Here is a 21,878-nt window from a genome sequence, read left to right on the forward strand (position 1 = left end):
CGACGACCGGGGACGGGCAGGATCCCCATCCACAACTCCAAGCTGATTCCCTAGCCCGGTGCTCCTGGGCGCGCGTAGACTGGGCTGAAGATTACCCGAGGGGGACGAAATGCCACTCTCCGAACAGGAGCAGCGTCTGCTCGACGAGATGGAACGCCATCTCATGCAGAACGACGCCGACGTCGTTTCCGCGCACGCGGGAGACCGCTCGCTCAGCTACCGCAATCTCATCTACGGCGCCCTGCTGCTGCTGGCCGGCATCGGCGGACTGGTCGTCGGCGTCGTGGTCGGCAACGTCGCGGGCATCATCATCGGCGTCATCGCCTTCGCCGCCATGCTCGGCGGTCTCATGCTGGCCGTCACCCCCATCCGCAGAGCGGGGGGACGCGGTCCGGGATCCGGGGCGAAGACGAAGGAGTCATCACCCTCGTTCATGGAGCGCATGAACGACCGCTGGGATCGCCGTCACGAAGGACGCTGACACGGGGGAGTAACCCCGCCACAAGACCTCGGGGGCCCGGATGCGCATGCATCCGGGCCTTCGTCGTCTCCGGGTGCGGAATCGCCCGTCCCCCTTTCCCCTCCATTCGGCCCTCCACTTCGCTCCACCGGCCCCTGATCCGCGGAAACCCGCGGGTCGGGGGCCGTCTTCGTGCGTCGAAGATCCCGATCCGAAGAGCGGAAGGGTATCAAAATGGGGGGAAGTGGAGTAAAGTGGGGGAAACGTCGTGGAGCGGGGCGGAAGGGGGCGAGACGCATGTTGCTCGGCACGCACTCTCCCAAGCTCGACGACAAGGGGCGTGTGATCCTCCCCGCCAAGTTCCGCGAGGACCTGGCGGGCGGCGTCGTGGTGACGCGTGGCCAGGACCGCTGTCTGTACGTGTTCAGCACGGCGGAGTTCGAGGAGGTGCACGAGCGGATCCGCCAGGCCCCGCTGAGCAACAAGGAGGCGCGTGCCTTCCTGCGGATGTTCCTCTCCGGCGCCAGCGCCGAGATGCCGGACAGCCAGAACCGGATCACGCTCCCCGCCCACCTGCGCAACTACGCGGGACTCGAGAAGGAACTGATCGTCACCGGAGTCGGCGCGCACGCCGAGATCTGGGACGCCGCGGCGTGGAACGCGTACGCGGAAGGACACGAAGACGCATTCGCCGAGTTGGAGGAGGAGGTGATCCCGGGCCTGTTCTGACCCTGGCCGTGACTCCCAGCCGCTCCCACCCCGGCGCACCTTCCCCGGTGCCGGGTCGAGCGGATGGGGATCAGGGCCCGGGTCGGGCCGAAGGAAGACATGGACATCCGCAAGATCCACACCCCCGTGATGCTCGACCGCTGCGTCGAGCTCCTCGCCCCCGCGCTCCAGCACGAGGGGGCGATCCTCGTGGACGCCACGCTCGGCATGGGCGGGCACTCCGAGGCCTTCCTCGAGCGGCTTCCGAACATCCGCCTGGTCGGTCTCGACCGGGACACCGACGCGCTGCGGATCGCGGGGGAGCGGCTCGCCCGCTTCCGTGACCGGGTGACGCTCGTGCACACCGTCTACGACGCGATCGGAGAACACGCCCGCGGCGCCTGCGGCATCCTGTTCGACCTCGGGGTCTCCTCGCTGCAGCTGGACGAGGCCGACCGCGGCTTCGCCTACGCCAAGGACGCCCCGCTCGACATGCGCATGGACCAGACCTCGGGCACGACCGCCGCCGAGGTGCTCGCCACGTACAGCGAGGGGCAGCTGCGCCGGATCTTCGAGCGCTACGGCGAGGAGAAGCTCGCCGGCCGCTACGCCAGGGCGATCGTGCAGGCGCGGGTGACGACCCCGCTCGAGCGCTCCGGCCAGCTGGTCGAGCTGCTCCACGACGCCACGCCGGCGGCGGTGCAGCGTGCGGGGCACCCGGCCAAGCGCGTGTTCCAGGCGCTGCGGATCGAGGTGAACCGCGAGCTCAACGTGCTCGCGGACGCGATCCCCGCCGCGATGGACGCGCTGACCGTCGGCGGACGCATCGTCGTGATGTCGTACCAGTCGCTCGAGGACCGGCTGGTGAAGCAGGCGTTCGCCGCGGCCTCCGCCTCGACCGCGCCGGCCGGCCTCCCCGTCGAGCTGCCAGAGCACGCCCCCCGCTTCCGCATCCTCACCAAGGGCGCGGAGCTCGCCGACGACGCGGAGCGCGCCGCCAACCCCCGAGCCATCCCGGTGCGACTGCGTGCCGCAGAACGTGTGAGAGACGACCAGAGGAGCACGGGACGATGAGCCTCGCGGACCCGAACCTGCTGCAACCCGAGTTCGATGAGCAGAGCTCGCGACACCTCCGCGCGGTGGAGCGCCCGTCCCGCCGCCGTCGTCCGAAGCTGCTGTACGCGCTCGTCGCGCTCGCCGGCGCCGCGCTCATCGGCGGCGCCCAGATCGTCCTGACCATCGCCACGACCCAGGACTCGTTCGTGGTCTCCAAGCTGTCCATGCAGAACAAGGAGCTGAACTGGGAGGCGCAGGCCGCCGCGCAGGACCTCGACGGCATCAGCTCGCCGCAGGCCCTCGCCGACGCGGCCTCGGGCATGGGACTCGTGGTCGGCGGCAGCACCAACTACCTGCGCCTGAGCGACGGCCGCGTGATCGGCGCGGCGGGGCCCGCCGCCTGGGCGTCGACCGTCGACCCCCGCGGCAAGAGCGGCGTCGCCAACGCCCTGGTCCACGACACGCCGTCCAACACGGCCGCGCCCGCGGCGCCCGGAGGCGTACAACCGAACCCAGGGGCGGCGCCCGCCCCCGATCCGAACGTTCCGCCCACCGCCGAGGGCCTGCCGACGCCGACGATCCGCTGACCGAGGCGGCCCCCGCACCACCCGAGATGACGAACCGCGAGCTCCGGACGGAGATCCCATGACCACCCGCGCGACCCGCACCCCCCGCCGGAGAACCGTCATCGTCCTCGCGGTGATCCTGGCGGTGATCTGCGGCTTCCTGGTACGGCTCGTCGACATCCAGGTGGTCAGCGCCGCGGCCAACGTGAAGGAGTCCATCGACACCGGGCTCGGCACGACGCGGGAGATCGACGGCGCGCGCGGCCGGATCGTGGACTCGAACGGCACCGTGCTCGCGGAGAGCCAGCTCGTGTACGACATCACGATGGATCCGTACGCGATGAAGGGCCTGGAGGAGGCGAAGACCCCGCCGAAGCTGCCGTGGGCGAAGGCCTCGGACAAGATCGCCGCGATCATCGGTGACACCGGTGACACGGTGCGCAAGGAGGTCGCGGATTCTCTCCAGGCGAACCCCGAATCGCGCTACGTCGAGCTGAAGAAGGGCGTCAGCACGGATCAGTTCCTCAAGCTGCGCGCCCTCGGTCTCGTGTACCTGTGGCCGCAGCCGCGCAGCGTGCGGGTGTACCCGAACGGCGCCGTCGCCGGCAACCTCATCGGCTTCATCGCCGGCAACGGCGACCGGGAGGGCCTCGAGGAGGACCAGAACCAGTGCCTGAGCGCGACGAAGGGCAAGGAGACCTTCCTGCAGGGACGCGACGGGGTGGTCATCCCGGGGAGCCAGAGCAAGAAGCCCGCCGTCGACGGCGGAACGGTCAAGCTCACGATCAACACCGAGCTGCAGTGGTACCTGCAGCAGATGATCTCCGAGGAGGTCGCGACCCAGGCCGCGAAGTCCGGCACCGTGACGGTCGTCGAGGTCGGCACCGGCAAGATCCGCGCCGCGGCCGAGTTCCCGAGCGTCGACCCGAACAATCCCGGCGCCTCGAACCCAGAGGACCGCGGATCGAGGATCTTCAGCACGAGCTTCGAGCCGGGATCGACGTTCAAGGCGATCACCGCCGCGTCGGTCATGCAGTACGCCGGGGCCACGCCGGCGACGTCGGTCACGGGGGTGTCCAGCCACATGGTGTTCCCGAACGGCGCGGTCATCAACGACGCCGAGCCGCACCCGACCTACAACTACACGCTCGCGGGTGCGCTCATCGACTCGTCGAACGTCGCGCTGTCGAAGTTCGGCGACATGGTCACCGACCAGCAGCGCCACGACGAGCTGGTCAAGTTCGGCGTCGGCTCGAAGACCGCGATCGACTTCCCCGGCGAGGCGGCCGGGGAGATCCACCCGGTCAAGGACTGGGACTACCAGTCGCACTACACCACGACGTTCGGGCAGTACTTCACCGTCACCGCCCCGCAGGTGGCCAGCGCGTACCAGGCGATCGCGAACGGCGGGGTGAAGATCCCGCTCTCGCTGGTCGAGTCGTGCACGAGCGGCGACGGGAAGGTCACCGCGCCGCCGGCGGCCAAGCCGCAGCGCGTGCTGGACGCGACCATGGACGCCGAGCTGAGCCGGATGATCGAGAACGTCGCCGTGCAGGGCGGCGTCTCCGACATGATCCAGGTCCCCGGCTACCGGGTCGCGGCCAAGACCGGAACCGCGCAGAAGCCGGACCCGGTCACGGGCGCGTACAAGAACGGGATCTTCTTCACGAGCATGGTCGGCTTCGCCCCGGTCGACAACCCGCAGTACGTGGTCGTGGTCACCCTGGACGAGCCCACTAGGGTAACCTCGTCTGCGGCCACCGCGCCCGCCTTCCAGAAGGCGATGACGCAGGTGATGAAGACTTATCGCGTGCAGCCGTCGACCGTCCCGATGGAGCCGCTGCTGCCCAAGTTCTCGCAATGACCGCCGTCTCCTGATCGGGCGGAAACGCCCCGGAGGATCCTTCACATCATGATCGCGCTGACACTCGGGGAGATCGCCGGACTCGTCTCCGGCACCCTGCACGCCGTCGGGGATCACGATCCCGCATCCGTCGTGGACGGCGTCGTGGACACCGACTCGCGGCAGATGACCGCGGGCGGCATCTTCGTCGCGAAGCCCGGCGAGCACACCGACGGTCACCGCTTCGTGGGCGCCGCGATCGCGAACGGCGCCGTCGTCGCGATCGTCGAGCATCTCGTCGACGAGGAGATCACGCAGATCGTCGTCGGCGACGTGATCGACGCGATCGCCGAGCTCGCCCGCGGGGTCGTCGCGCGCGTCCGGGCCGGAGGCGACCTGCGCATCGTCGGCGTCACCGGATCCAACGGGAAGACGACCACGAAGAACTTCCTCGCCCGGATCCTGTCCGACGAGGGCGAGACCGTCGCCCCGATCGCCTCGTACAACAACGAGGTCGGTGCCCCGCTCACGATGCTGCGGATCACGGACCGGACCCGGTTCCTGGTCTGCGAGTTCGGCGCGAGCGCGCCGGGCGAGATCGCGCGCCTCGCGGGCCTGGTGCACCCAGACGTCGTCATCGAGCTGATGGTGGGCCTCGCGCACGCCGGGGGCTTCGGCGGCATCGAGGAGACCGCGCGGGCCAAGGCCGAGCTCGTGGCGGCCGCCGCGCCCACCGGCACCGCGGTGCTGAACCTGGACGACCCCCGCGTCTCCGCGATGGGCGCGGGCGCCGAGGAGCGCGGCCTGCGCATCATCGGCTTCGGCCAGAGCCCCGCCGCCGACGTCCGCGCCTCGGACATCGAGGTGACCGCTTCCGGCACGTCGTGCGTGGTGCACGTCGACGGACAGGCGATCGCCCTGCGCCTTCAGGTGCTCGGCGCCCACCACGTCAACAACGCCCTCGCCGCGATCGCCGCGACCGGCGCCCTGGGCGTCGCCCCTGCGGACGCCGTGGCGCGCCTGGAGACCGTGGAGATCGCCGAGCGCTGGCGGATGCAGCCGATGGGCGGCGACGACGTGCGCATCATCAACGACGCGTACAACGCGAGTCCCGATTCGATGGCGGCGGCCCTGCGCACGCTCGCGCAGATCACCGGACCGGGCGAGCGCACCGTCGCCGTGCTCGGCGCGATGAGCGAGCTGGGCGAGTCGGCCGGCGACGAGCACGACCGGATCGGCCTGCTCGCGGTGCGCCTGAACATCCAGCGCATCGTGGTCGTCGGCGCCGACGCCCGGCGCCTGTTCCTGGCCGCGGTGGGGGAGGGATCCTGGGACGGCGAGGCCGTGCACCTGCCCGACGCCGACGCCGCGTTCGACTACCTGAAGGACGAGCTCCGTCCCGGCGACCGGGTGCTGGTGAAGTCCTCGAACTCCGCCGGACTCAGGTTCCTCGGCGATCGTCTGGGAGAATCGTTCTCGTGAGGTCCCTGCTTACGTCCGCCGCGATCTCCCTCGCCTTCACGCTCCTGCTGACGCCGGTCTTCCTCCGGCTGTTCCGGAAGTGGGGCTGGGGACAGGTCATCCGCACCCCCGAGGCGATCGAGAACCCGAGCCACCACGCCAAGCGGGGAACCCCGACCATGGGCGGCGTGATCTTCATCGTAGGAACGATGGTCGGCTACGGCATCGGCACGTTCACCGGCGGCAGCTACCCGACGATCTCCGGCCTGCTGGTGATCTGGCTGATGGTCGGCTTCGGCGCCGTCGGCTTCATCGACGACTACATGAAGCTCCGCCAGCAGCGCAGCCTCGGCCTCTCGGGTTGGCGCAAGATCATCGGCCAGGTGCTCGTCATGGTGCCGTTCGGGATCGTCGCGCTGACCGTGCGCAGCGCCTCCGGCAACACCCCGGCGAGCGGCTTCGTGTCGCTGTTCCGCGACATCCCCGTGCTGTCCCTGTTCGCGCTCGGCCCGATCGTCGGCTGGCTGCTGTACCTCGCCTGGCTCTCGGTCATCGGGATCGCCACCTCGAACAGCGTGAACCTCACGGACGGCCTGGACGGTCTCGCCGCCGGCTCCGGCGTGTTCGTGATCGGCTCCTACAGTCTGGTCTCGTTCTGGCAGTTCAAGCAGTCCTGCGCGGGGGAGAACCTGTCCCCGTCGTCGCTGGCCGGCTGCTACGACGTCGCGCACCCGTTCGACCTCGCCGTGATCTCCGCGTCCTTCGTCGGGGCGCTGATCGGCTTCCTGTGGTGGAACGCGCCCAAGGCGAAGGTCTTCATGGGCGACGTCGGCTCGATGGCGATCGGCGGAGTGATCGCGGCCCTCGCGATCCTCACCCGCACCGAGCTGCTGCTCGTGCTGCTCGCGGGCGTCTTCATCATCGCGCCCGGATCGGTCATCGTGCAGCTGACGTACTTCAAGCTCACCCGCGGCAAGCGGCTGTTCCTGCAGAGCCCGTTCCACCATCACCTCGAGATGCGCGGCTGGCCCGAGGCGACGATCGTCGTGCGGATGTGGATCATCGCAGGCCTGCTCTCGGTGTCGGCGTTCGGCCTCTTCTACGTCGAGTGGCTGAGGCTCACCAGCTCATGACCGCCGTTCATCGCGACGGACGCAGCCTGGATGCGCTGGTCAGCTGGAACGCGGACTGGCGGGGCCTGAAGGTCGCCGTGCTCGGGCTCTCCGTGACCGGGTTCTCCGTCGCCGACACGCTCGCCGAGCTCGGCGCCGACGTGCTCGTGCTGTCCGAGAGCGCGAGCGAGGACCACGCGCGTCTCATCCCGGTCATCGGCGCGCGGCTGCAGCTCGGCGACCTCGGATCCGTCCCCGCGGAGCTCGTGGACTTCGCGCCGGACGTCGTCGTCGCATCGCCCGGCTTCCCGCCCTCGCACCCGGTGATCGAGTGGACCAGGGCGCAGGGCATCGCCCTGTGGGGCGACATCGAGCTCGCCTGGCGTGTGCGGGACAAGGTGCTCCGCGCCGACGGCACCCCCGCCGAGTGGCTGTTCATCACCGGCACCAACGGCAAGACCACGACCACGCAGCTCACCGCGACGATGCTCCTCGAAGGCGGTCTGCGTGCCGCCCCGTGCGGCAACATCGGCGTGCCGGTTCTCGACGCCGTGCGCGATCCCGAGGGCTTCGACGTGCTCGTCGTCGAGCTGTCCAGCCACCAGCTCTGGTACCTCGGCCTCACGGATCCGGTCGCGCAGCCGGTGCCGTACGCGACGACCTGCCTCAACCTCGCCGACGACCACCTCGTCTGGCACGGCAGCGCCGCGGCGTACCGCGACGCGAAGGCGCTCGTCTACCGGAACACCCGGGTCGCGTGCGTGTACAACAAGGCCGACGCCGCGACCCTGCACATGGTCGAGGTGGCGGACGTCGTGGAGGGGGCGAGGGCGATCGGCTTCGGACTCGGGATCCCCGGTCCCAGCGACCTCGGCGTCGTGGAGGGGATCCTCGCGGATCGGGCCTTCCTCGACGACCGCCGCAACAGCGCGCTCGAACTGACCACGGTCGAGGCGCTCGCGGAGCACGGGCTGAGCGCCCCGCACATCGTGCAGAACATCCTCGCCGCGGCGGCGCTGTCGCGCTCGCTCGGCGTCGAGCCCACCGCGATCCGCGCCGCGCTCGAGGGCTTCCGCCTCGACCCGCACCGGATCGAGGTCGTCGCCCGCGCCGCCGGGGTCACCTGGGTCGACGACTCCAAGGCGACGAACCCGCACGCGGCGCAGTCGTCCCTGCGCGCGTTCCCCGGCGCGATCTGGATCGTCGGCGGCGATCTGAAGGGCGTCGACCTGTCCGATCTCGTCGCCGGAGCGGGCGCCACGGTCCGCGCCGCGCTCGTGATCGGCGTCGAGCGCGATGAGGTGCTGGGGGCGTTCGCACGACACGCGCCGGCGGTGCCGGTGATCGAGGTCGTCCCCGGCGACACTGAAGAGGTCATGACCCGCGTCGTCGAACTGGCGGCGGGCATCGCCCGGGATGGGGACACCGTGCTCCTCGCCCCTGCGGCGGCGTCCTTCGACCAGTTCCGCAGCTACGCGGATCGTGGGGACCGCTTCGCCGAGGCGGTGCGCGGGTGGATCGAAGCGGGGAACGCCGGTGACGCAGGTGGCAGGACGCCCGACGGAGGCCTCCACGGCTGAGCGCGGATCCGGGCTCGCCGCGCGGGTGCGACTCGGCAGCGTCTTCCAGCCGGTGCCGAACGAGTTCGTCCTGATCGCGTCGACCGCGCTGCTGCTGACGATCTTCGGTCTCGTCATGGTGCTCTCCGCGTCCAGCGCGAACGCGGTGAACCAGGGCGACGGCCCATATGCGATCGTGCTGAAGCAGGCCCTCATCGCCGTGATCGGGGTGCCGCTGATGTTCCTGATGAGCAGGCTCCCGATCGGCTTCTACAAGAAGATGGCCTGGCCGGTGATCATCGTCGCGATCGTCGTGCAGATGCTCGTCTTCACCCCGCTGGGCGTGGAGAACGACGGCAACACGAACTGGCTCCTCGTCGGAGGGCAGCTGCTGCAGCCCTCCGAGTTCATCAAGCTCGCGCTCGCCCTCTGGGCGGCGTTCATCCTGTGGCGCAAGGAGGAGCTGCTCGGGCGCTGGAAGCACGTCTACATCCCGCTGCTCCCGGTCGGCTTCCTCGCGATCGGCACGGTGTACGGCGGCGGCGACCTGGGCACCTCGATGGTCCTGTTCCTGCTGCTGCTCGGCACGATGTTCTTCTCCGGCGTCCGGCTGCGGATCTTCATCCTGCCGATGCTCGCGATCCTCGCCGCCGTGCTCGTGTTCGCCCTGACGAACGAGCGGCGCCGGAAGCTGATCTTCAGCATGTTCAGCTCGGAGAGCGACGCCAGCTGCTACCTCACCGGCTGCTACCAGCAGGTGCACGCGATCTGGGGCATGGCGAACGGCGGCATCTTCGGGCTCGGCCTCGGCAACTCGCACGAGAAGTACGGCTGGCTGCCCGCCGCGTCGAACGACTACATCTTCGCGATCGTCGGCGAGGAACTCGGCCTGATCGGCTGCGCGGTCGTGCTCGCTCTGTTCGTACTGTTCGCGATCGGCGTGTTCCACATCATCCGCCGCACCGACGACCTGTTCGTGCGCATCGCGGCCGGCGGCATCGTCGTCTGGATCCTGTCCCAGGCGCTCATCAACATCGGCGTCGTGCTGCGGATCTTCCCGGTGCTGGGCGTGCCGCTGCCGTTCATGTCGCAGGGCGGCACGTCGCTGCTTTCGGTGCTGCTCGCGTGCGGCGTGCTGCTGTCGTTCGCGCGGACCCTCCCGGCCGACGGCGCGAAGAGGACGACCGGCCCGGCACGGTCCGGTAAAGTCACCCGGTGACCACCTACCTTCTGGCCGGCGGCGGCACCGCGGGCCATGTCAACCCGCTGCTCGCGGTCGCGGACGCCCTCCGCGCGCGCGATCCCCAGTGCGGCGTGCTCGTGCTCGGCACCAGGGAGGGTCTGGAGGCGCGGCTCGTACCGCAGCGCGGCTACGAGCTGCTCACCGTGGACAAGGTGCCGTTCCCGCGCCGGCCGAACGGCGCGGCCCTGGCCTTCCCCGTGCGGTTCCTGCGCGCGGTGCGGCAGGTCCGCGAGCACATCCGCCGGAACCATGTGGACGTCGTCGTCGGCTTCGGGGGGTACGCCTCGGCCCCGGCCTACGTCGCCGCCCGCCGGGAGCGGATCCCCTTCGTGGTGCACGAGGCGAACGCCCGCCCGGGGCTCGCGAACGTGCTCGGCGCCCGCAGCGCCGCCGCCGTCGGGGTCGCGTTCCCCGGAACGCCGCTGCGCGGCGGGACCGTGGTCGGCATGCCGCTGCGCCGTGAGATCGTCGAGCTCGACCGGGCCGCCCTGCGCGCGGAGGCCGCGGCCGAGTTCGGTCTGGACCCGGAGCGCCCCGTGCTGCTCGTCTTCGGCGGATCGCTCGGCGCGCAGCGTCTGAACGACGCGATCGCCGGATCCCGGCAGAGCATCCTGGACGCCGGGTGGCAGGTGCTGCACGCGACCGGCGACCGCTCGGACCTCGCCGACCCGGGCGTCGAGGGGTACGCGCTGCGCCGCTACCTCGACCGGATGGACCTCGCGTTCGCGCTCGCCGACCTGATCCTGTCGCGGTCCGGCTCCGCGACCGTCAGCGAGATCAGCGCCCTCGGCATCCCCGCGATCTACGTGCCGTACGCCGTCGGCAACGGCGAGCAGAGGCTGAACGCCGCCGCGGCGATCGACGCGGGAGCCGCGATCCTCATCGAGGACGCCGCCCTGGACCCGGACCGGATCCGCACCGAGATCGTCCCGCTGCTCGGCGACGACGACCGGCGCCGCGCGATGGCCGCAGCCGCCGCGACCGTGGGCTCCCGCACCGGCACCGAGGACCTCATCGCCCTCGTCGACCGCGCCCTCGCCCACTGAGCGCCGGCCGCCGCAGCGGCGCCCGACCCCTCGCCGACCGGCTCCCGTGCGGCGAGCCAGGGCCGCGTCCCCAGGCACCCGACTTAGGATGAATCCGTCATGATCAGACCCGACCTCTCCCTGCCGATCCCGGACCACATCACCGCTGCGCACTTCATCGGCATCGGCGGATCCGGGATGTCGGGCCTCGCCCGGATGTTCCTCGACGCGGGGATCCGCGTCTCCGGCAGCGACCGCGCCGACAGCGCGAACCTGCATGCCCTCGCCGTGCTCGGCGCCGACGTCCACGTCGGGCACGACGCCGCGAACCTGGGCGACGCCGACACCGTCGTGCACACCGGGGCGATCTGGCCGGAGAACCCGGAGTTCGTGCTCGCGAAGGAGCGCGGCCTGCACGTCATCCACCGCTCCCAGGCGCTGCACTGGCTGATCGGCGGCCGCCGCCTCGTCTCCGTCGCCGGCGCGCACGGCAAGACGACCTCGACCGGCATGATCGTGACCGCCCTGCTCGAGCTCGGCGCCGACCCGAACTTCGTCAATGGCGGGGTCATCGAGCAGCTCGGCGCCTCCAGCTCCTCCGGGAAGGACGAGCTGTTCGTCATCGAGGCCGACGAGTCCGACGGCACGTTCCTGCTGTACGACACCTCCGTCGCGCTCATCACGAACGTCGACCCCGACCACCTGGACCACTACGGATCCGACGAGGCGTTCCACGACGCGTTCGTGACGTTCGCGAACGAGGCCCGTGAGGCGGTCGTCATCTCGAGCGACGATCCGGGCGCGCTGCGGGTGCGGGCCGGCATCACGCACCCGAACGTCATCTCGTTCGGACTGGCGGAGGACGCCGACCTGCGGATCACCGACGTCGCGACCGACGGCCCGGTCGCCGCCACCCTGACGTTCCGCGGCGAGAGCGCGCGGATGCAGCTCGCCGTCCCCGGCGTGCACAATGCGATCAACGCCGCCGGCGCGGTCGCCGTGCTCGGCACCCTCGGCCACGGCCTCGCCGCGTCCGTGCGCGCCGTCGAGGGCTTCGCCGGGACCGTCCGCCGGCTGGAGCTGCACGGCGCGGAGCGCGGCGTCAGCGTCTACGACGACTACTCGCACCACCCGACCGAGGTGCGCGCCGCGCTCGAGGCCATGCGCACGATCTCCGGCACGGGGCGGATCATCGCGATCCAGCAGCCGCACACCTACTCGCGCACGCAGCACATGTACCGCGAGTTCGCGGACGTGCTCGAGCACTTCGCCGACCACACCGTGATGCTGGACGTCTACGGCGCCCGTGAGGATCCGGTCCCGGGCGTGACCGGAGAGCTGGTCAGCGGCGCGTTCGCCGACCCCCGCAACGTGCACTACGTGGCGGACTGGCAGCAGGCCGCGGACTACACGGCGACCGTCGCACGCGACGGCGACGTCGTGATCACCCTCGGCTGCGGCAACGTCTACCAGATCATCCCGCAGGTGCTCGAGGCGCTGCGCACGACCGCCGAGGGCTGAGCATGCGGCGGCCGTCCCCGATCCCGCAGCAGGCGCCGCCGGTCGAACCGGCGGAGTCCGCCCGCCCGGCGACGACGGTCGCCGGGCGGATCCCGGTCTCCGGGGAGTCCGTGGGCGGGGCCGGACGCGGCGTCCAGGGCGAGAGGACTGGCTTCGCCGTCCCGATCCGACTCGACGAGCGGATCCCGGCCGGGACTGCGCATGAGCGCGCGATCGACGGGGGCGGAGGGTCCGACGGCCCCCTCACGGCGCGGGACCTGTGGCAGGCCGCGAAAGCGCGCCGAAAAGTCCTCCGGGCGGAGATCCGCCGGTTCACGCAGCGCTCGCGCCGGCGCCGGATCGGCTGGCTCGTCGGCGTGCTGGCCGCGCTGGTCGTCGTCGGAGGGAGCGTGGCCGCCGCGTACAGTCCGCTCTTCGCGGTGCAGACCATCACCGTGCAGGGCACGAGCGCGCTGCGGGCCGCGGACGTGCAGAAGGCACTGGAGGGCGAGATCGGCACGCCCCTGGCGCTCGTCGACTCGAACGCCGTGAAGGCGGCGCTGGTCCGGTTCCCGCTCATCGAGACCTATCAGCTCGAGGCGCACCCGCCGCACGACCTCGTGGTGCGGATCGTCGAGCGCACGCCCGTCGGCGTCGTGCACTCGGAGGGCGGGTTCACCGTGGTCGACGCGGCGGGCGTCGCGCTGTCCACGACCCCGCAGCGCCCGGCCGGGTACGCGCTGATCGACATCAAGGGCGGCACGAACGCGGCGGCCTTCGCCGCCGCCGGCACGGTGCTGCGCACGCTCCCCGCGGAGCTGCGCAAGCAGGTCGACGGCGTCACGGCCGCGACGCCGGACGACGTCGCGCTGCAGCTGACCGGTGGCGCGAAGGTCGTGTGGGGGAGCGCGGACCAGTCCGCGCTGAAGACCCTGACGCTGCAGCGGCTGATAGCCGCGAAGCCGGATCAGTCGCTCTACGACGTCTCCTCGCCGGGCGTCGGCGTCGTCGGCTGACCGCGCTCGAGCGCGTCCCGCCGACGGAAGAGGTCGGTGGGGCACGAATCTCGCGATGGATCCCGGACACGCGCGTGTCGCTTGGCCCCGGCATGCCCCGCGCCGCTTACCTTCGATCCAGAGAAAGCAATACCGGGAAATACTTTAACCTTCTGGCTGAGGTTTAAGGTTTACCCCCGGCTCAAGGCTCGGAATACATCGGAGGACGGGATGAGCCAGAACCAGAACTACCTCGCCGTGATCAAGGTCGTCGGTGTCGGCGGTGGTGGCGTCAACGCTGTCAACCGCATGATCGAGCTCGGCCTGCGTGGCGTCGAGTTCATCGCCATCAACACCGATGCGCAGGCGCTGCTCATGAGCGATGCCGACGTCAAGCTCGACGTCGGCCGCGACCTCACCCGCGGCCTCGGCGCGGGCGCCGACCCCGAGGTGGGTCGCCGTGCCGCCGAGGATCACGCCGAGGAGATCGAACAGGCGCTGACCGGCGCCGACATGGTCTTCGTGACCGCGGGCGAGGGCGGTGGCACCGGCACGGGCGGCGCCCCGATCGTCGCGCGCATCGCGAAGTCGATCGGCGCCCTCACCATCGGCGTCGTCACCAAGCCGTTCTCGTTCGAGGGCCGCCGCCGCCAGTCCCAGGCCGACGCCGGTGTCGCCAAGCTGAAGGAAGAGGTCGACACCCTCATCGTGGTGCCGAACGACCGCCTCCTGGAGATCAGCGACCGCGGCATCTCGATGATCGAGGCTTTCGCCACGGCCGACCAGGTGCTCCTCGCGGGTGTGCAGGGCATCACCGACCTGATCACGACCCCCGGTCTCATCAACCTCGACTTCAACGACGTCAAGTCGGTCATGCAGGGCGCCGGTTCCGCGCTCATGGGCATCGGCTCCGCGCGCGGCGCGGACCGTGCGATCAAGGCCGCCGAGCTCGCCGTGGAATCCCCGCTGCTCGAGGCGTCGATCGAGGGCGCGCACGGAGTGCTGCTGTCGATCCAGGGCGGATCGAACCTCGGTATCTTCGAGATCCACGACGCCGCCGACCTCGTCAAGGAGGCCGCGCACCCCGAGGCGAACATCATCTTCGGAACCGTGATCGACGACACTCTCGGCGACGAGGTGCGTGTCACGGTGATCGCCGCGGGCTTCGACAGCGGCGAGCCGAAGATGCGCCTCGACCCGCAGATCTTCTCCCGCACGACCCCGGTCGCCGCCGAGAAGCCCGCCGTCACGATCGAGGAGCCCGTCGCCGAGGAAGAGAGCGCAGAGGAGCCGCGCACGGCCGTGCCCGTCGGCGCCTCCGTGATCGCCCCCGTGCACACGAGCATCGAGCCCGCCTTCGACGAGAGCGACCTCGACATCCCCGAGTTCCTGAAGTGACCTCGCTGGCCGAGCGGCTGTCCGCGATCGACGCAGGGATCGCGGACGCCGCACGGCGGGCAGGGCGGGACGCGGGCGGGATCACCCGGATCGTGGTGACGAAGTTCCACCCCGCCTCGCTGGTGCGGGAACTGCACGGGCTCGGCGTCCGCGAGGTCGGCGAGAACCGGCAGCAGGAGCTGTCCGCGAAGGCCGGAGAGCTGGCCGATCTGGACGACCTGCGCTGGCACTTCATCGGCCAGGCGCAGACGAAGAAGGCGGGTGCGATCCGCCGGGCCGCGGCCGCCGTGCACTCGGTCGACCGCGACCGCCTCGCCGACGCGCTCGACCGCGCGGCCGTGGATGACACCCGGCTGGATGTCCTGCTGCAGATCAACCTGACCGAGGATCCGGGTCGCGGGGGAGTCGCCCCCGCCGATCTGGAGCGCCTCGCGGAGTACGTCCTGGCGCTGCCGACCCTGAAGCTGCGCGGCGTGATGGCCGTGGCGCCGCTGGACGAGGATCCGGCCGCCGCGTTCGCGCGCGTGCACGACTTCTCGCTGCGGCTGAGGGCCGTCGCCCCCGACGCGGACTGGATCTCCGCGGGGATGACCGGCGACTACGCCGAGGCGATCGCCGCGGGTGCGACACACCTTCGGATCGGCTCCGCAATCACGGGGCCGCGCCCCGCACAGGGTTAACCTCGACCACAGAACCGCACCCCTAACTTTCGGAGGACATGATGGGGAACCCGCTGAAGAAGACCATGGTGTACCTCGGCCTCGCCGATGAGGAAGAGGTCTACGAGCAAGAGGCCCCCGCGGCCGCAGCGGCGCCCATCCGTCGCGAGGAATCCCACCGCCGGGAGGAGTCGCACCGTCGCGAGGAGTCGAAGCCGGCTGCTCCGATCACGCCTCTCCGTCGTCCGACCGCCGTGCGTCAGCCGGCCGCCGGTGCGGTCAACGAGATCCTCACGGTGCACCCCAAGCAGTACCGCGACGCCCAGGTGATCGCGGAGAGCTTCCGCGAGGGCATCCCGGTCATCATCAACCTCTCGCAGATGAGCGACGCCGACGCGCGCCGGCTGATCGACTTCGCGAGCGGCCTCTCCCTCGGCCTCTACGGGCGCATCGAGCGGGTCACCAGCAAGGTCTTCCTGCTGTCGCCCGAGAGCATCGCGGTGTCGGGCCAGGGCGGGATCGCCGGGGGCGACGAGCCCGCGCTCGCACACTCCTGACGGGTGATCTCACTGTCCGTGATCTCGGTGATCGCAGGAGTGCTCAACGTGCTGCTGCTGCTGTACCTGCTCACGCTGTTCGTGCGTCTGGTCCTCGATTACATCCCCATCTTCAATCGTGGATGGCGACCCAGCGGTGCAGGGCTGATCGCCGCGGAAGTCGTCTACACGATCACGGATCCTCCGATCAAGCTGTTCCGGCGCCTCATTCCTCCGCTGAGGCTCGGACCGGTCTCGCTCGACCTCGGGTTCACGCTCACGATGCTCGTCGTGCTGATCCTGATGGCGATCACCCGGTCATTCATCTGACCCCGCCCGCCCGGGCCGGGTGTCGCCTTTCGCGGCACTCGGATCGGGCGGCTATGCTTTTCTGAAGGTGCGCGCCCAGGGGCAAGCGCCATTGTCCCCCCGGCCACCGAGAACTCATCGAAAGAGGAGCCACCCATGGCACTGACCCCGGATGACGTCGTCACCAAGCAGTTCCAGCACGTCCGTTTCAAGGACGGCTTCGACCCGGACGAGGTCGACGACTTCCTCGACGAGGTGGTTCTCGAGTGGCGCAAGGCGCTGGATGAGAACACTGAGCTGAAGGCCAAGCTCGCCGCCTACGAGTCCGGCGAGAAGGCTCCCGCGGCTCCGGCCGCCCCCGCGCCCGTCGCGGCCGCTCCGGCTGTCGGGGGTGCCCCGTCCAACGCGACCGCCGGCATCATCGAGCTGGCGCAGCGCCTGCACGACGAGCACGTCGCCGAGGGCAAGTCGCAGCGCGACCAGCTCATCGCCGACGCGAAGGCTCAGGCCGCGAAGATCCTCGCCGACGCCGAGCAGAAGCAGCGCGAGGAGACCGCCCGTCTCGAGCGCGAGCGCAACGTGCTCGAGGGCAAGATCACCGAGCTGCACGACTTCGAGCGCTCCTACCGCACCCAGCTCCGCGGCTACATCGAGGGCCAGCTCCGCGACCTCGATGAGAAGGGCGGCCCCTCGGTGGAGTCCGCCGCAGCGGCTCACTAAGGAGGCCTGTTGGCCCGGCGTCAACCGCTTCGCGGCTCGGCGGCCGGCGCGATCATCGCGATTCTCGCGGTGATCGTGCTGGCCGCCGACCAGTTTGTGAAGTACCTCACGATCACCCACCTGCCGCTGCAGAAGCCGGTGCCGGTGCTCGGCGAGTTCCTCCAGTTGTTCTACGTGCGCAACGCCGGAGCGGCGTTCTCGCTCGGCGAGAGCGTCACCTGGATCTTCACTATCGCGCTGGCCGTGGTGGCCGTCGTGATCGTGTGGAAGGCGTTCTCGGTGCGCGCCCGCCTGTGGGCGGTGGTGCTCGGCGCGCTGCTCGGCGGTGTGCTCGGCAACCTGACCGATCGCATGTTCCGCGCCCCCGGCTTCCCGGTCGGCCACGTCGTCGACATGATCTCGATGCCGTGGATGATCCCCGCGATCTTCAACGTCGCCGACATGTTCATCGTCACCGGCATGATCTCGATCGCGCTCCTGGTGATCTCCGGTCTCCGCCTCGACGGCACGCGCGATCGCGACGCCAAGGCCGAGCCGGTCGCGGACGCGCCCTCCGGATCCGGATCCGCCGAGCAGGGCTCTGCGGGGACCGAGGCCTGAGCGTGGAGTCCCGCACCCTGCCCGTCCCGGACGGACTGGACGGCGTCCGCGTCGACGCCGCTCTCGCGAAGATGCTGGGGTTCTCCCGCACCTTCGCGGCCGAAGTGGCCGAGGCCGGGGGAGTGTCCCTCGACGGCGTCACGCTCGGCAAGTCCGATCGGCTGCGTGGCGGGGGCTGGCTCGAGGTGGAGTGGCGTCCCAGACAGGAGCCGCGGATCGAGCCGATCCCGGTGCCCGACCTCGGGATCGTCTACGACGACGACGACATCGTGGTGGTCGACAAGCCGTCCGGCGTGGCGGCGCACCCGTCCCTGGGCTGGGAGGGACCGACGGTGGTCGGCGCCCTCGCCGCCGCGGGGTTCCGGATCGCCACGAGCGGCGCGCCCGAGCGGCAGGGCGTCGTGCACCGTCTGGACGTGGGCACGAGCGGCCTGATGGTGGTCGCGAAGACCGAGACCGCCTACTCCGTGCTCAAGCGCGCCTTCAAGGAGCGCACGGTCGAGAAGATCTATCACGCCGTCGTCCAGGGCCACCCGGATCCGCTCGCCGGCACGATCGACGCCCCGATCGGGCGGCACCCGAACCACTCCTGGAAGTTCGCGGTCATCCCCGACGGCAAGCCCTCGGTCACGCACTACGAGACCCTCGAGGCCTTCCCCGGTGCCTCGCTGCTGGAGATCCACCTGGAGACCGGCCGCACGCATCAGATCCGCGTGCACATGGCCGCGCACCGGCACCCCTGCGTCGGTGACCCGCTCTACGGCGCGGACCCGACCCTGTCCGCCCGGCTGGGGCTCACCCGGCAGTGGCTGCACGCGCACCGCCTCGAGTTCGCGCACCCCGCGACCGGTCAGTGGGTGCGGACGGAGTCGCCGTACCCCGCCGATTTTCAGCACGCGCTGGACGTGCTCCGCGGCGAGGCCTGAGCGCCGAACGCGGTCAGAGCGCCAGCGCGTCCGTGGCGGCGATCGCCCCGTCGAGGCTCGCCTCGAGGTAGCGGACGACGGTCTCGGGTGCGACATCCCGGTCGATCACGAGACTGATCAGGGTCTCCTCGGTGAAGGACACCCACGCGCGCAGGGCCACGCGCAGTGCGGGAGTGTCCGGCCTGCCGAGCTCGGTGAACGCCTCGAGGAGCCGATCCGCGTTCAGATCCCGGGACTCGTCGACGACCCGGCGGACGGCGGGATCCCCGCTCGCGATCCCGCGCACGAGCGAGTGGAACGTGCGCGGGTGCTGCTGCACGAACTCGGTGATGCGCAGCAGGGTATCCCTGATGCGCTCGTGGGGCGCGAGCTCGGGCCGCGGTTCCGAGGCGACCAGCAGGCTGTCCCGCGCCATCGTCACGACCGCCAGGTGCATGCCCTGCCGGGTGTCGAAGTAGTGGAACAGCAGCGGGCGGGAGACGCCGGCCCGCTGCGCGAGAACGTCCATCGTCAGCTCGTCGAGACTGTGGTCGGCGAGGAAGTTGACGCCGGTGGCCACCAGCTGGGCGCGGCGCTCCGCGGGGCTGAGGCGGGCGCGGCGCGGGTCGGGCATGCCACGAGCCTAGCGGCGGATCCGCGGCCCGGCGGGCGCGATATTGACTGTGAGTCAATTAGCAATATACTCTGAGGGTCGGGCGTCGCCACCGCAGTCGGCGCCCCAGTCTGGAGGATCGATGAAGTTCTCGAAGTCCGAGCGTCTGCGCAAGATCGGCTCGTCCCACGCCGGGCGCATCGCGCTCGTCGCCGTTCCCGCCGGTGTCGTCGCCGCCGTCCTGATGGGGGGCGTCGCGCAGGGAGCCGTCCCCGTCTCGTTCGCCGTGTCGGGGAGCCAGTTCCAGATCAGCGCCTCTCAGCTCGAGGGCACCGGGTTCTCGCAGTACGCCGGCGTCACGAAGGACACCCAGGGCAAGGAGCACACGGTCGCCATCGCCAACATCAAGAGCGCGACCCTGGCCGACCTCTGCCAGTCCGTCGTCAGCGACACGCCGCTCGGCAAGGTCGGCGTGCTCATCAAGGCCGGCGGCAACGGCGCCCCGGCGTCCGCGACCGACCTGCAGATCGGCATGACCGGCCTCAAGGGCGACGCGTCGTTCGGTCAGATCCGCATCGGCGTCGACGCGTCGACGGTCAACACCGACGCGAAGGGGAGCGCCGGCGACTTCGCCCAGGACTCCGGCACGATCTCGATCAAGAACCTGCAGCAGACGGCGTGGAGCACCCAGGCCTCGGTGTTCACCCTCACGGGGATGACGCTGACGCTGACGGACGGATCCCAGGGATGCTTCTGACCGGTGGTGCTGCGATGACCGACGAGGAGACCACCCAGGACGCGCAACGGCGCGATCGCCGCGGCGCCGAGGATCCTTCCCTCCGCGCGATCCGCGCCGAGGGGGCGGACGCTGCGGCGCCCGACGGGGTGGAGGTCGCCGAGGCGGGGCCGGTCGAGGAGCCGGCGCCGGAGCACCGCTTCCGCAGCTGGCGCCGCCAGAGGCCGTTCGTCGGCGGGCTCCTCGTCGCGCTCGGCGGGATCGAGATGTTCTTCTCGGGTCAGCTCGACATCGGGCATCTGCACATCCAGCTCGGGATCGAGGGCTTGCAGGCCACGATCATCCCGGTCGCGCTGCTGCTGCTCGGACTCCTCGCGATCACGATGCCCGCGCACCACGTCTTCTACGGGATCCTCGCCGTCGTCGTCGCGATCTACTCGCTGATCGGGGTGAACCTCGGCGGTTTCCTGGTCGGCATGCTGCTCGCCGGCACGGGCGGCGTGCTCGTGGTGGCGTGGATGGGCGGCTCGCGGGCGAAGCGCGAGGAGAAGACCTCGTGACGTCGCGGCGCCGGGTCGGCGCGATCCTGGCCGGGCTGGCGCTCCTCGCTCCGATGGTCATCGGCGCGGCCGCGGCGCCCACGTCCCGGCCGGCCGCGCTCTGCTGGTCGCTCATCTTCACCTGTCCGTCGCCGACGCCCACGCCGAAGGCGTCGCCGACGACACCCGGGCTCCCGGGAGTCCCCGCGCTGCCAGGCGCCACGACGCCGGGGGCCCACCCGGCGGATCCCGCCGCGCCGGCGCCCGCACCCTCGCCGAGTCCGGTCCCGGCGACGACGGATGCGGATGCGCCGGTCTTCACGAAGATCCCGGCCTCCATGGGCTCGCAGGGACTGTCGTTCACCGGGCTTCGCGGCATCGCGATCGTGAACGTCCCCACGATCGACGGCGGCACCGTCCGGGTACTGAAGATCAGCGCCGACTCGATCACGATCACCGGGTTCTCGCTCACCGTCCGTCCGCCGGACGGCCCGGGTCTCGTGACCACGGCGGACACGATGACGCTCACGGGGCACGTCAGCGTGTACCTCGGCTCGGTCACCGCCACGACGCAGGACGGCCGGAGCCTCACGCTCGGCACGGACACGCCGCCACCGCTCGACGACGTGTCGCCGGGGTTGCTGCGCGTCACGATGGGCCTCGTCGGCACCATCGCCGACTCGATCCACTACACGAACACCGATCAGCGCATCGTCCAGCCGTGACGTCAGCCGGTCTGCCGTGCGGGTGTTCACCTGCGCGGCAGGCCGATATCAGGACGGGCGAGCCGGTGGGCCGGGCGTCAGCCCCGGGGCGGCCGCCCGCCCCGGAAGTGCGCAGGATCGTCCTCCGCGACAGCGAGGGCGATCTTGCGCACATGCGCGTCGTCGACGTCCCCCATCGCGGCCAGGTCGTAGAAGCCGACCTCGGTGAGCTCGCCGTCGACCGGGTGGGGCTCGCCCGAGACCCAGGTGCAGCGGAACACCAGATCCAGGTAATCGACCTGGTCGCCGTTGGCGTGCGTCACGCGGGGGAGCTGCTGCACGAGCGCGAGGCGCTCGACCTTCACGACGACGCCGGCCTCCTCGAGGCACTCGCGCGCGGCGGCGTCCGCGGGCTCCTCGCCCGGATCCACGATCCCGGAGATCGCCTGCCAGGCGCCGTTGTCGGCGCGCTTGCCGAGCAGCACCTTCTCGTCGCGGAACACGATCGCGGTGACCCCGACGAGGTTCAGCGGGGCGTGGCCGATGTGCTCGCGGAGCACGCGCACGAAGTCCGGGGTCGTCATGGATCCAGGCTATCCTCGCGCCGGCACGGAACCGCGATCGCGGAGCG

Annotated in this window: 24 protein-coding genes; 22 read left to right on the forward strand and 2 right to left on the reverse strand. The window is 70.7% G+C overall.

Features of this window, described 5'->3' with window-relative positions; translation table 11 throughout:
* Nucleotides 1-109 precede the first annotated feature (109 nt).
* From RBR11_RS03395 to RBR11_RS03485, 19 genes are all read left to right on the forward strand, one after another.
* A complete protein-coding gene (locus RBR11_RS03395; protein WP_308487898.1) occupies nucleotides 110-481 on the forward strand; it encodes a DUF3040 domain-containing protein in 372 nt (123 codons plus the stop codon).
* Between the two features lie 276 nt (nucleotides 482-757).
* Nucleotides 758-1,189 carry a division/cell wall cluster transcriptional repressor MraZ gene (mraZ, locus tag RBR11_RS03400; protein ID WP_308487899.1) on the forward strand — a complete coding sequence of 144 codons (432 nt, stop codon included), beginning with the start codon at nucleotides 758-760 and terminating at the stop codon, nucleotides 1,187-1,189.
* A gap of 99 nt (nucleotides 1,190-1,288) precedes the next feature.
* Complete coding sequence (gene rsmH / locus RBR11_RS03405) at nucleotides 1,289-2,242, forward strand: 16S rRNA (cytosine(1402)-N(4))-methyltransferase RsmH (protein WP_308487900.1); 954 nt, start codon at nucleotides 1,289-1,291, stop codon at nucleotides 2,240-2,242.
* Nucleotides 2,239-2,811 (forward strand): cell division protein FtsL, encoded by a 573-nt coding sequence (gene ftsL / locus RBR11_RS03410; RefSeq protein WP_308487901.1) that lies wholly within the window; start codon nucleotides 2,239-2,241, stop codon nucleotides 2,809-2,811. The genes rsmH and ftsL overlap by 4 nt, the downstream gene beginning before the upstream one ends.
* A gap of 58 nt (nucleotides 2,812-2,869) precedes the next feature.
* Complete coding sequence (locus tag RBR11_RS03415; RefSeq protein ID WP_308487902.1) at nucleotides 2,870-4,654, forward strand: peptidoglycan D,D-transpeptidase FtsI family protein; 1,785 nt, start codon at nucleotides 2,870-2,872, stop codon at nucleotides 4,652-4,654.
* A 48-nt stretch (nucleotides 4,655-4,702) separates the two neighbouring features.
* Nucleotides 4,703-6,115 (forward strand): UDP-N-acetylmuramoyl-tripeptide--D-alanyl-D-alanine ligase, encoded by a 1,413-nt coding sequence (locus RBR11_RS03420; protein ID WP_308487903.1) that lies wholly within the window; start codon nucleotides 4,703-4,705, stop codon nucleotides 6,113-6,115.
* A complete protein-coding gene (mraY, locus tag RBR11_RS03425; protein WP_308487904.1) occupies nucleotides 6,112-7,227 on the forward strand; it encodes a phospho-N-acetylmuramoyl-pentapeptide-transferase in 1,116 nt (371 codons plus the stop codon). The genes RBR11_RS03420 and mraY overlap by 4 nt, the downstream gene beginning before the upstream one ends.
* Entirely contained in the window at nucleotides 7,224-8,786 is a 1,563-nt protein-coding gene (murD, locus tag RBR11_RS03430; RefSeq protein ID WP_308487905.1) for a UDP-N-acetylmuramoyl-L-alanine--D-glutamate ligase, read from the forward strand. The genes mraY and murD overlap by 4 nt, the downstream gene beginning before the upstream one ends.
* Nucleotides 8,743-9,984, forward strand: coding sequence for an FtsW/RodA/SpoVE family cell cycle protein (locus tag RBR11_RS03435; protein WP_308487906.1), 1,242 nt, complete (start codon nucleotides 8,743-8,745; stop codon nucleotides 9,982-9,984). The genes murD and RBR11_RS03435 overlap by 44 nt, the downstream gene beginning before the upstream one ends.
* Nucleotides 9,981-11,054 (forward strand): undecaprenyldiphospho-muramoylpentapeptide beta-N-acetylglucosaminyltransferase, encoded by a 1,074-nt coding sequence (gene murG / locus RBR11_RS03440; protein WP_308487907.1) that lies wholly within the window; start codon nucleotides 9,981-9,983, stop codon nucleotides 11,052-11,054. Before RBR11_RS03435 ends, murG begins: the two co-directional genes overlap by 4 nt.
* Nucleotides 11,055-11,153: 99 nt before the next feature.
* Entirely contained in the window at nucleotides 11,154-12,554 is a 1,401-nt protein-coding gene (gene murC, locus RBR11_RS03445) for a UDP-N-acetylmuramate--L-alanine ligase (RefSeq protein WP_308487908.1), read from the forward strand.
* A gap of 2 nt (nucleotides 12,555-12,556) precedes the next feature.
* Entirely contained in the window at nucleotides 12,557-13,549 is a 993-nt protein-coding gene (locus tag RBR11_RS03450; protein WP_308487909.1) for a cell division protein FtsQ/DivIB, read from the forward strand.
* Nucleotides 13,550-13,759: 210 nt separating this feature from the next.
* Nucleotides 13,760-14,926, forward strand: coding sequence for a cell division protein FtsZ (gene ftsZ / locus RBR11_RS03455; RefSeq protein ID WP_308487910.1), 1,167 nt, complete (start codon nucleotides 13,760-13,762; stop codon nucleotides 14,924-14,926).
* Nucleotides 14,923-15,606, forward strand: a complete 684-nt coding sequence (locus tag RBR11_RS03460) for a YggS family pyridoxal phosphate-dependent enzyme (RefSeq protein WP_308487911.1) — start codon at nucleotides 14,923-14,925, stop codon at nucleotides 15,604-15,606. Before ftsZ ends, RBR11_RS03460 begins: the two co-directional genes overlap by 4 nt.
* Nucleotides 15,607-15,647: 41 nt before the next feature.
* On the forward strand, nucleotides 15,648-16,142 hold the full coding sequence (locus RBR11_RS03465; protein ID WP_308488291.1) for a cell division protein SepF: 495 nt from the start codon (nucleotides 15,648-15,650) through the stop codon (nucleotides 16,140-16,142).
* Between the two features lie 12 nt (nucleotides 16,143-16,154).
* A complete protein-coding gene (locus RBR11_RS03470) occupies nucleotides 16,155-16,451 on the forward strand; it encodes a YggT family protein (RefSeq protein ID WP_308488292.1) in 297 nt (98 codons plus the stop codon).
* Nucleotides 16,452-16,586: 135 nt separating this feature from the next.
* Nucleotides 16,587-17,150, forward strand: a complete 564-nt coding sequence (locus tag RBR11_RS03475; RefSeq protein ID WP_308487912.1) for a DivIVA domain-containing protein — start codon at nucleotides 16,587-16,589, stop codon at nucleotides 17,148-17,150.
* Nucleotides 17,151-17,159: 9 nt separating this feature from the next.
* A complete protein-coding gene (gene lspA / locus RBR11_RS03480) occupies nucleotides 17,160-17,750 on the forward strand; it encodes a signal peptidase II (RefSeq protein WP_308487913.1) in 591 nt (196 codons plus the stop codon).
* Nucleotides 17,751-17,752: 2 nt separating this feature from the next.
* The gene (locus RBR11_RS03485; protein ID WP_308487914.1) at nucleotides 17,753-18,676 is read left to right on the forward strand and encodes an RluA family pseudouridine synthase; all 924 of its coding nucleotides are present in this window, start codon (nucleotides 17,753-17,755) and stop codon (nucleotides 18,674-18,676) included.
* A 13-nt stretch (nucleotides 18,677-18,689) separates the two neighbouring features.
* On the opposite strand, the gene RBR11_RS03490 is transcribed toward RBR11_RS03485, so the two are convergent.
* On the reverse strand, nucleotides 18,690-19,289 hold the full coding sequence (locus RBR11_RS03490) for a TetR/AcrR family transcriptional regulator (RefSeq protein WP_308487915.1): 600 nt from the start codon (nucleotides 19,287-19,289) through the stop codon (nucleotides 18,690-18,692).
* A 121-nt stretch (nucleotides 19,290-19,410) separates the two neighbouring features.
* Here RBR11_RS03490 and RBR11_RS03495 point away from each other — a divergent pair, with 121 nt between their 5' ends.
* From RBR11_RS03495 to RBR11_RS03505, 3 genes are read left to right on the forward strand one after another with little or no spacing between them, the layout of a single operon-like run.
* A complete protein-coding gene (locus tag RBR11_RS03495) occupies nucleotides 19,411-20,025 on the forward strand; it encodes a DUF6230 family protein (protein ID WP_308487916.1) in 615 nt (204 codons plus the stop codon).
* The gene (locus RBR11_RS03500; protein ID WP_308487917.1) at nucleotides 20,016-20,564 is read left to right on the forward strand and encodes a DUF6114 domain-containing protein; all 549 of its coding nucleotides are present in this window, start codon (nucleotides 20,016-20,018) and stop codon (nucleotides 20,562-20,564) included. Before RBR11_RS03495 ends, RBR11_RS03500 begins: the two co-directional genes overlap by 10 nt.
* On the forward strand, nucleotides 20,561-21,268 hold the full coding sequence (locus RBR11_RS03505) for a hypothetical protein (protein ID WP_308487918.1): 708 nt from the start codon (nucleotides 20,561-20,563) through the stop codon (nucleotides 21,266-21,268). The genes RBR11_RS03500 and RBR11_RS03505 overlap by 4 nt, the downstream gene beginning before the upstream one ends.
* Before the next feature lie 77 nt (nucleotides 21,269-21,345).
* Here the strand turns inward: RBR11_RS03505 and RBR11_RS03510 are convergent, their stop codons facing one another.
* Entirely contained in the window at nucleotides 21,346-21,831 is a 486-nt protein-coding gene (locus RBR11_RS03510; RefSeq protein ID WP_308487919.1) for an NUDIX hydrolase, read from the reverse strand.
* Nucleotides 21,832-21,878: the final 47 nt, after the last annotated feature.

The sequence above is a fragment of the Microbacterium capsulatum genome (assembly GCF_030865425.1).
Lineage (GTDB): Bacteria > Actinomycetota > Actinomycetes > Actinomycetales > Microbacteriaceae > Microbacterium > Microbacterium capsulatum.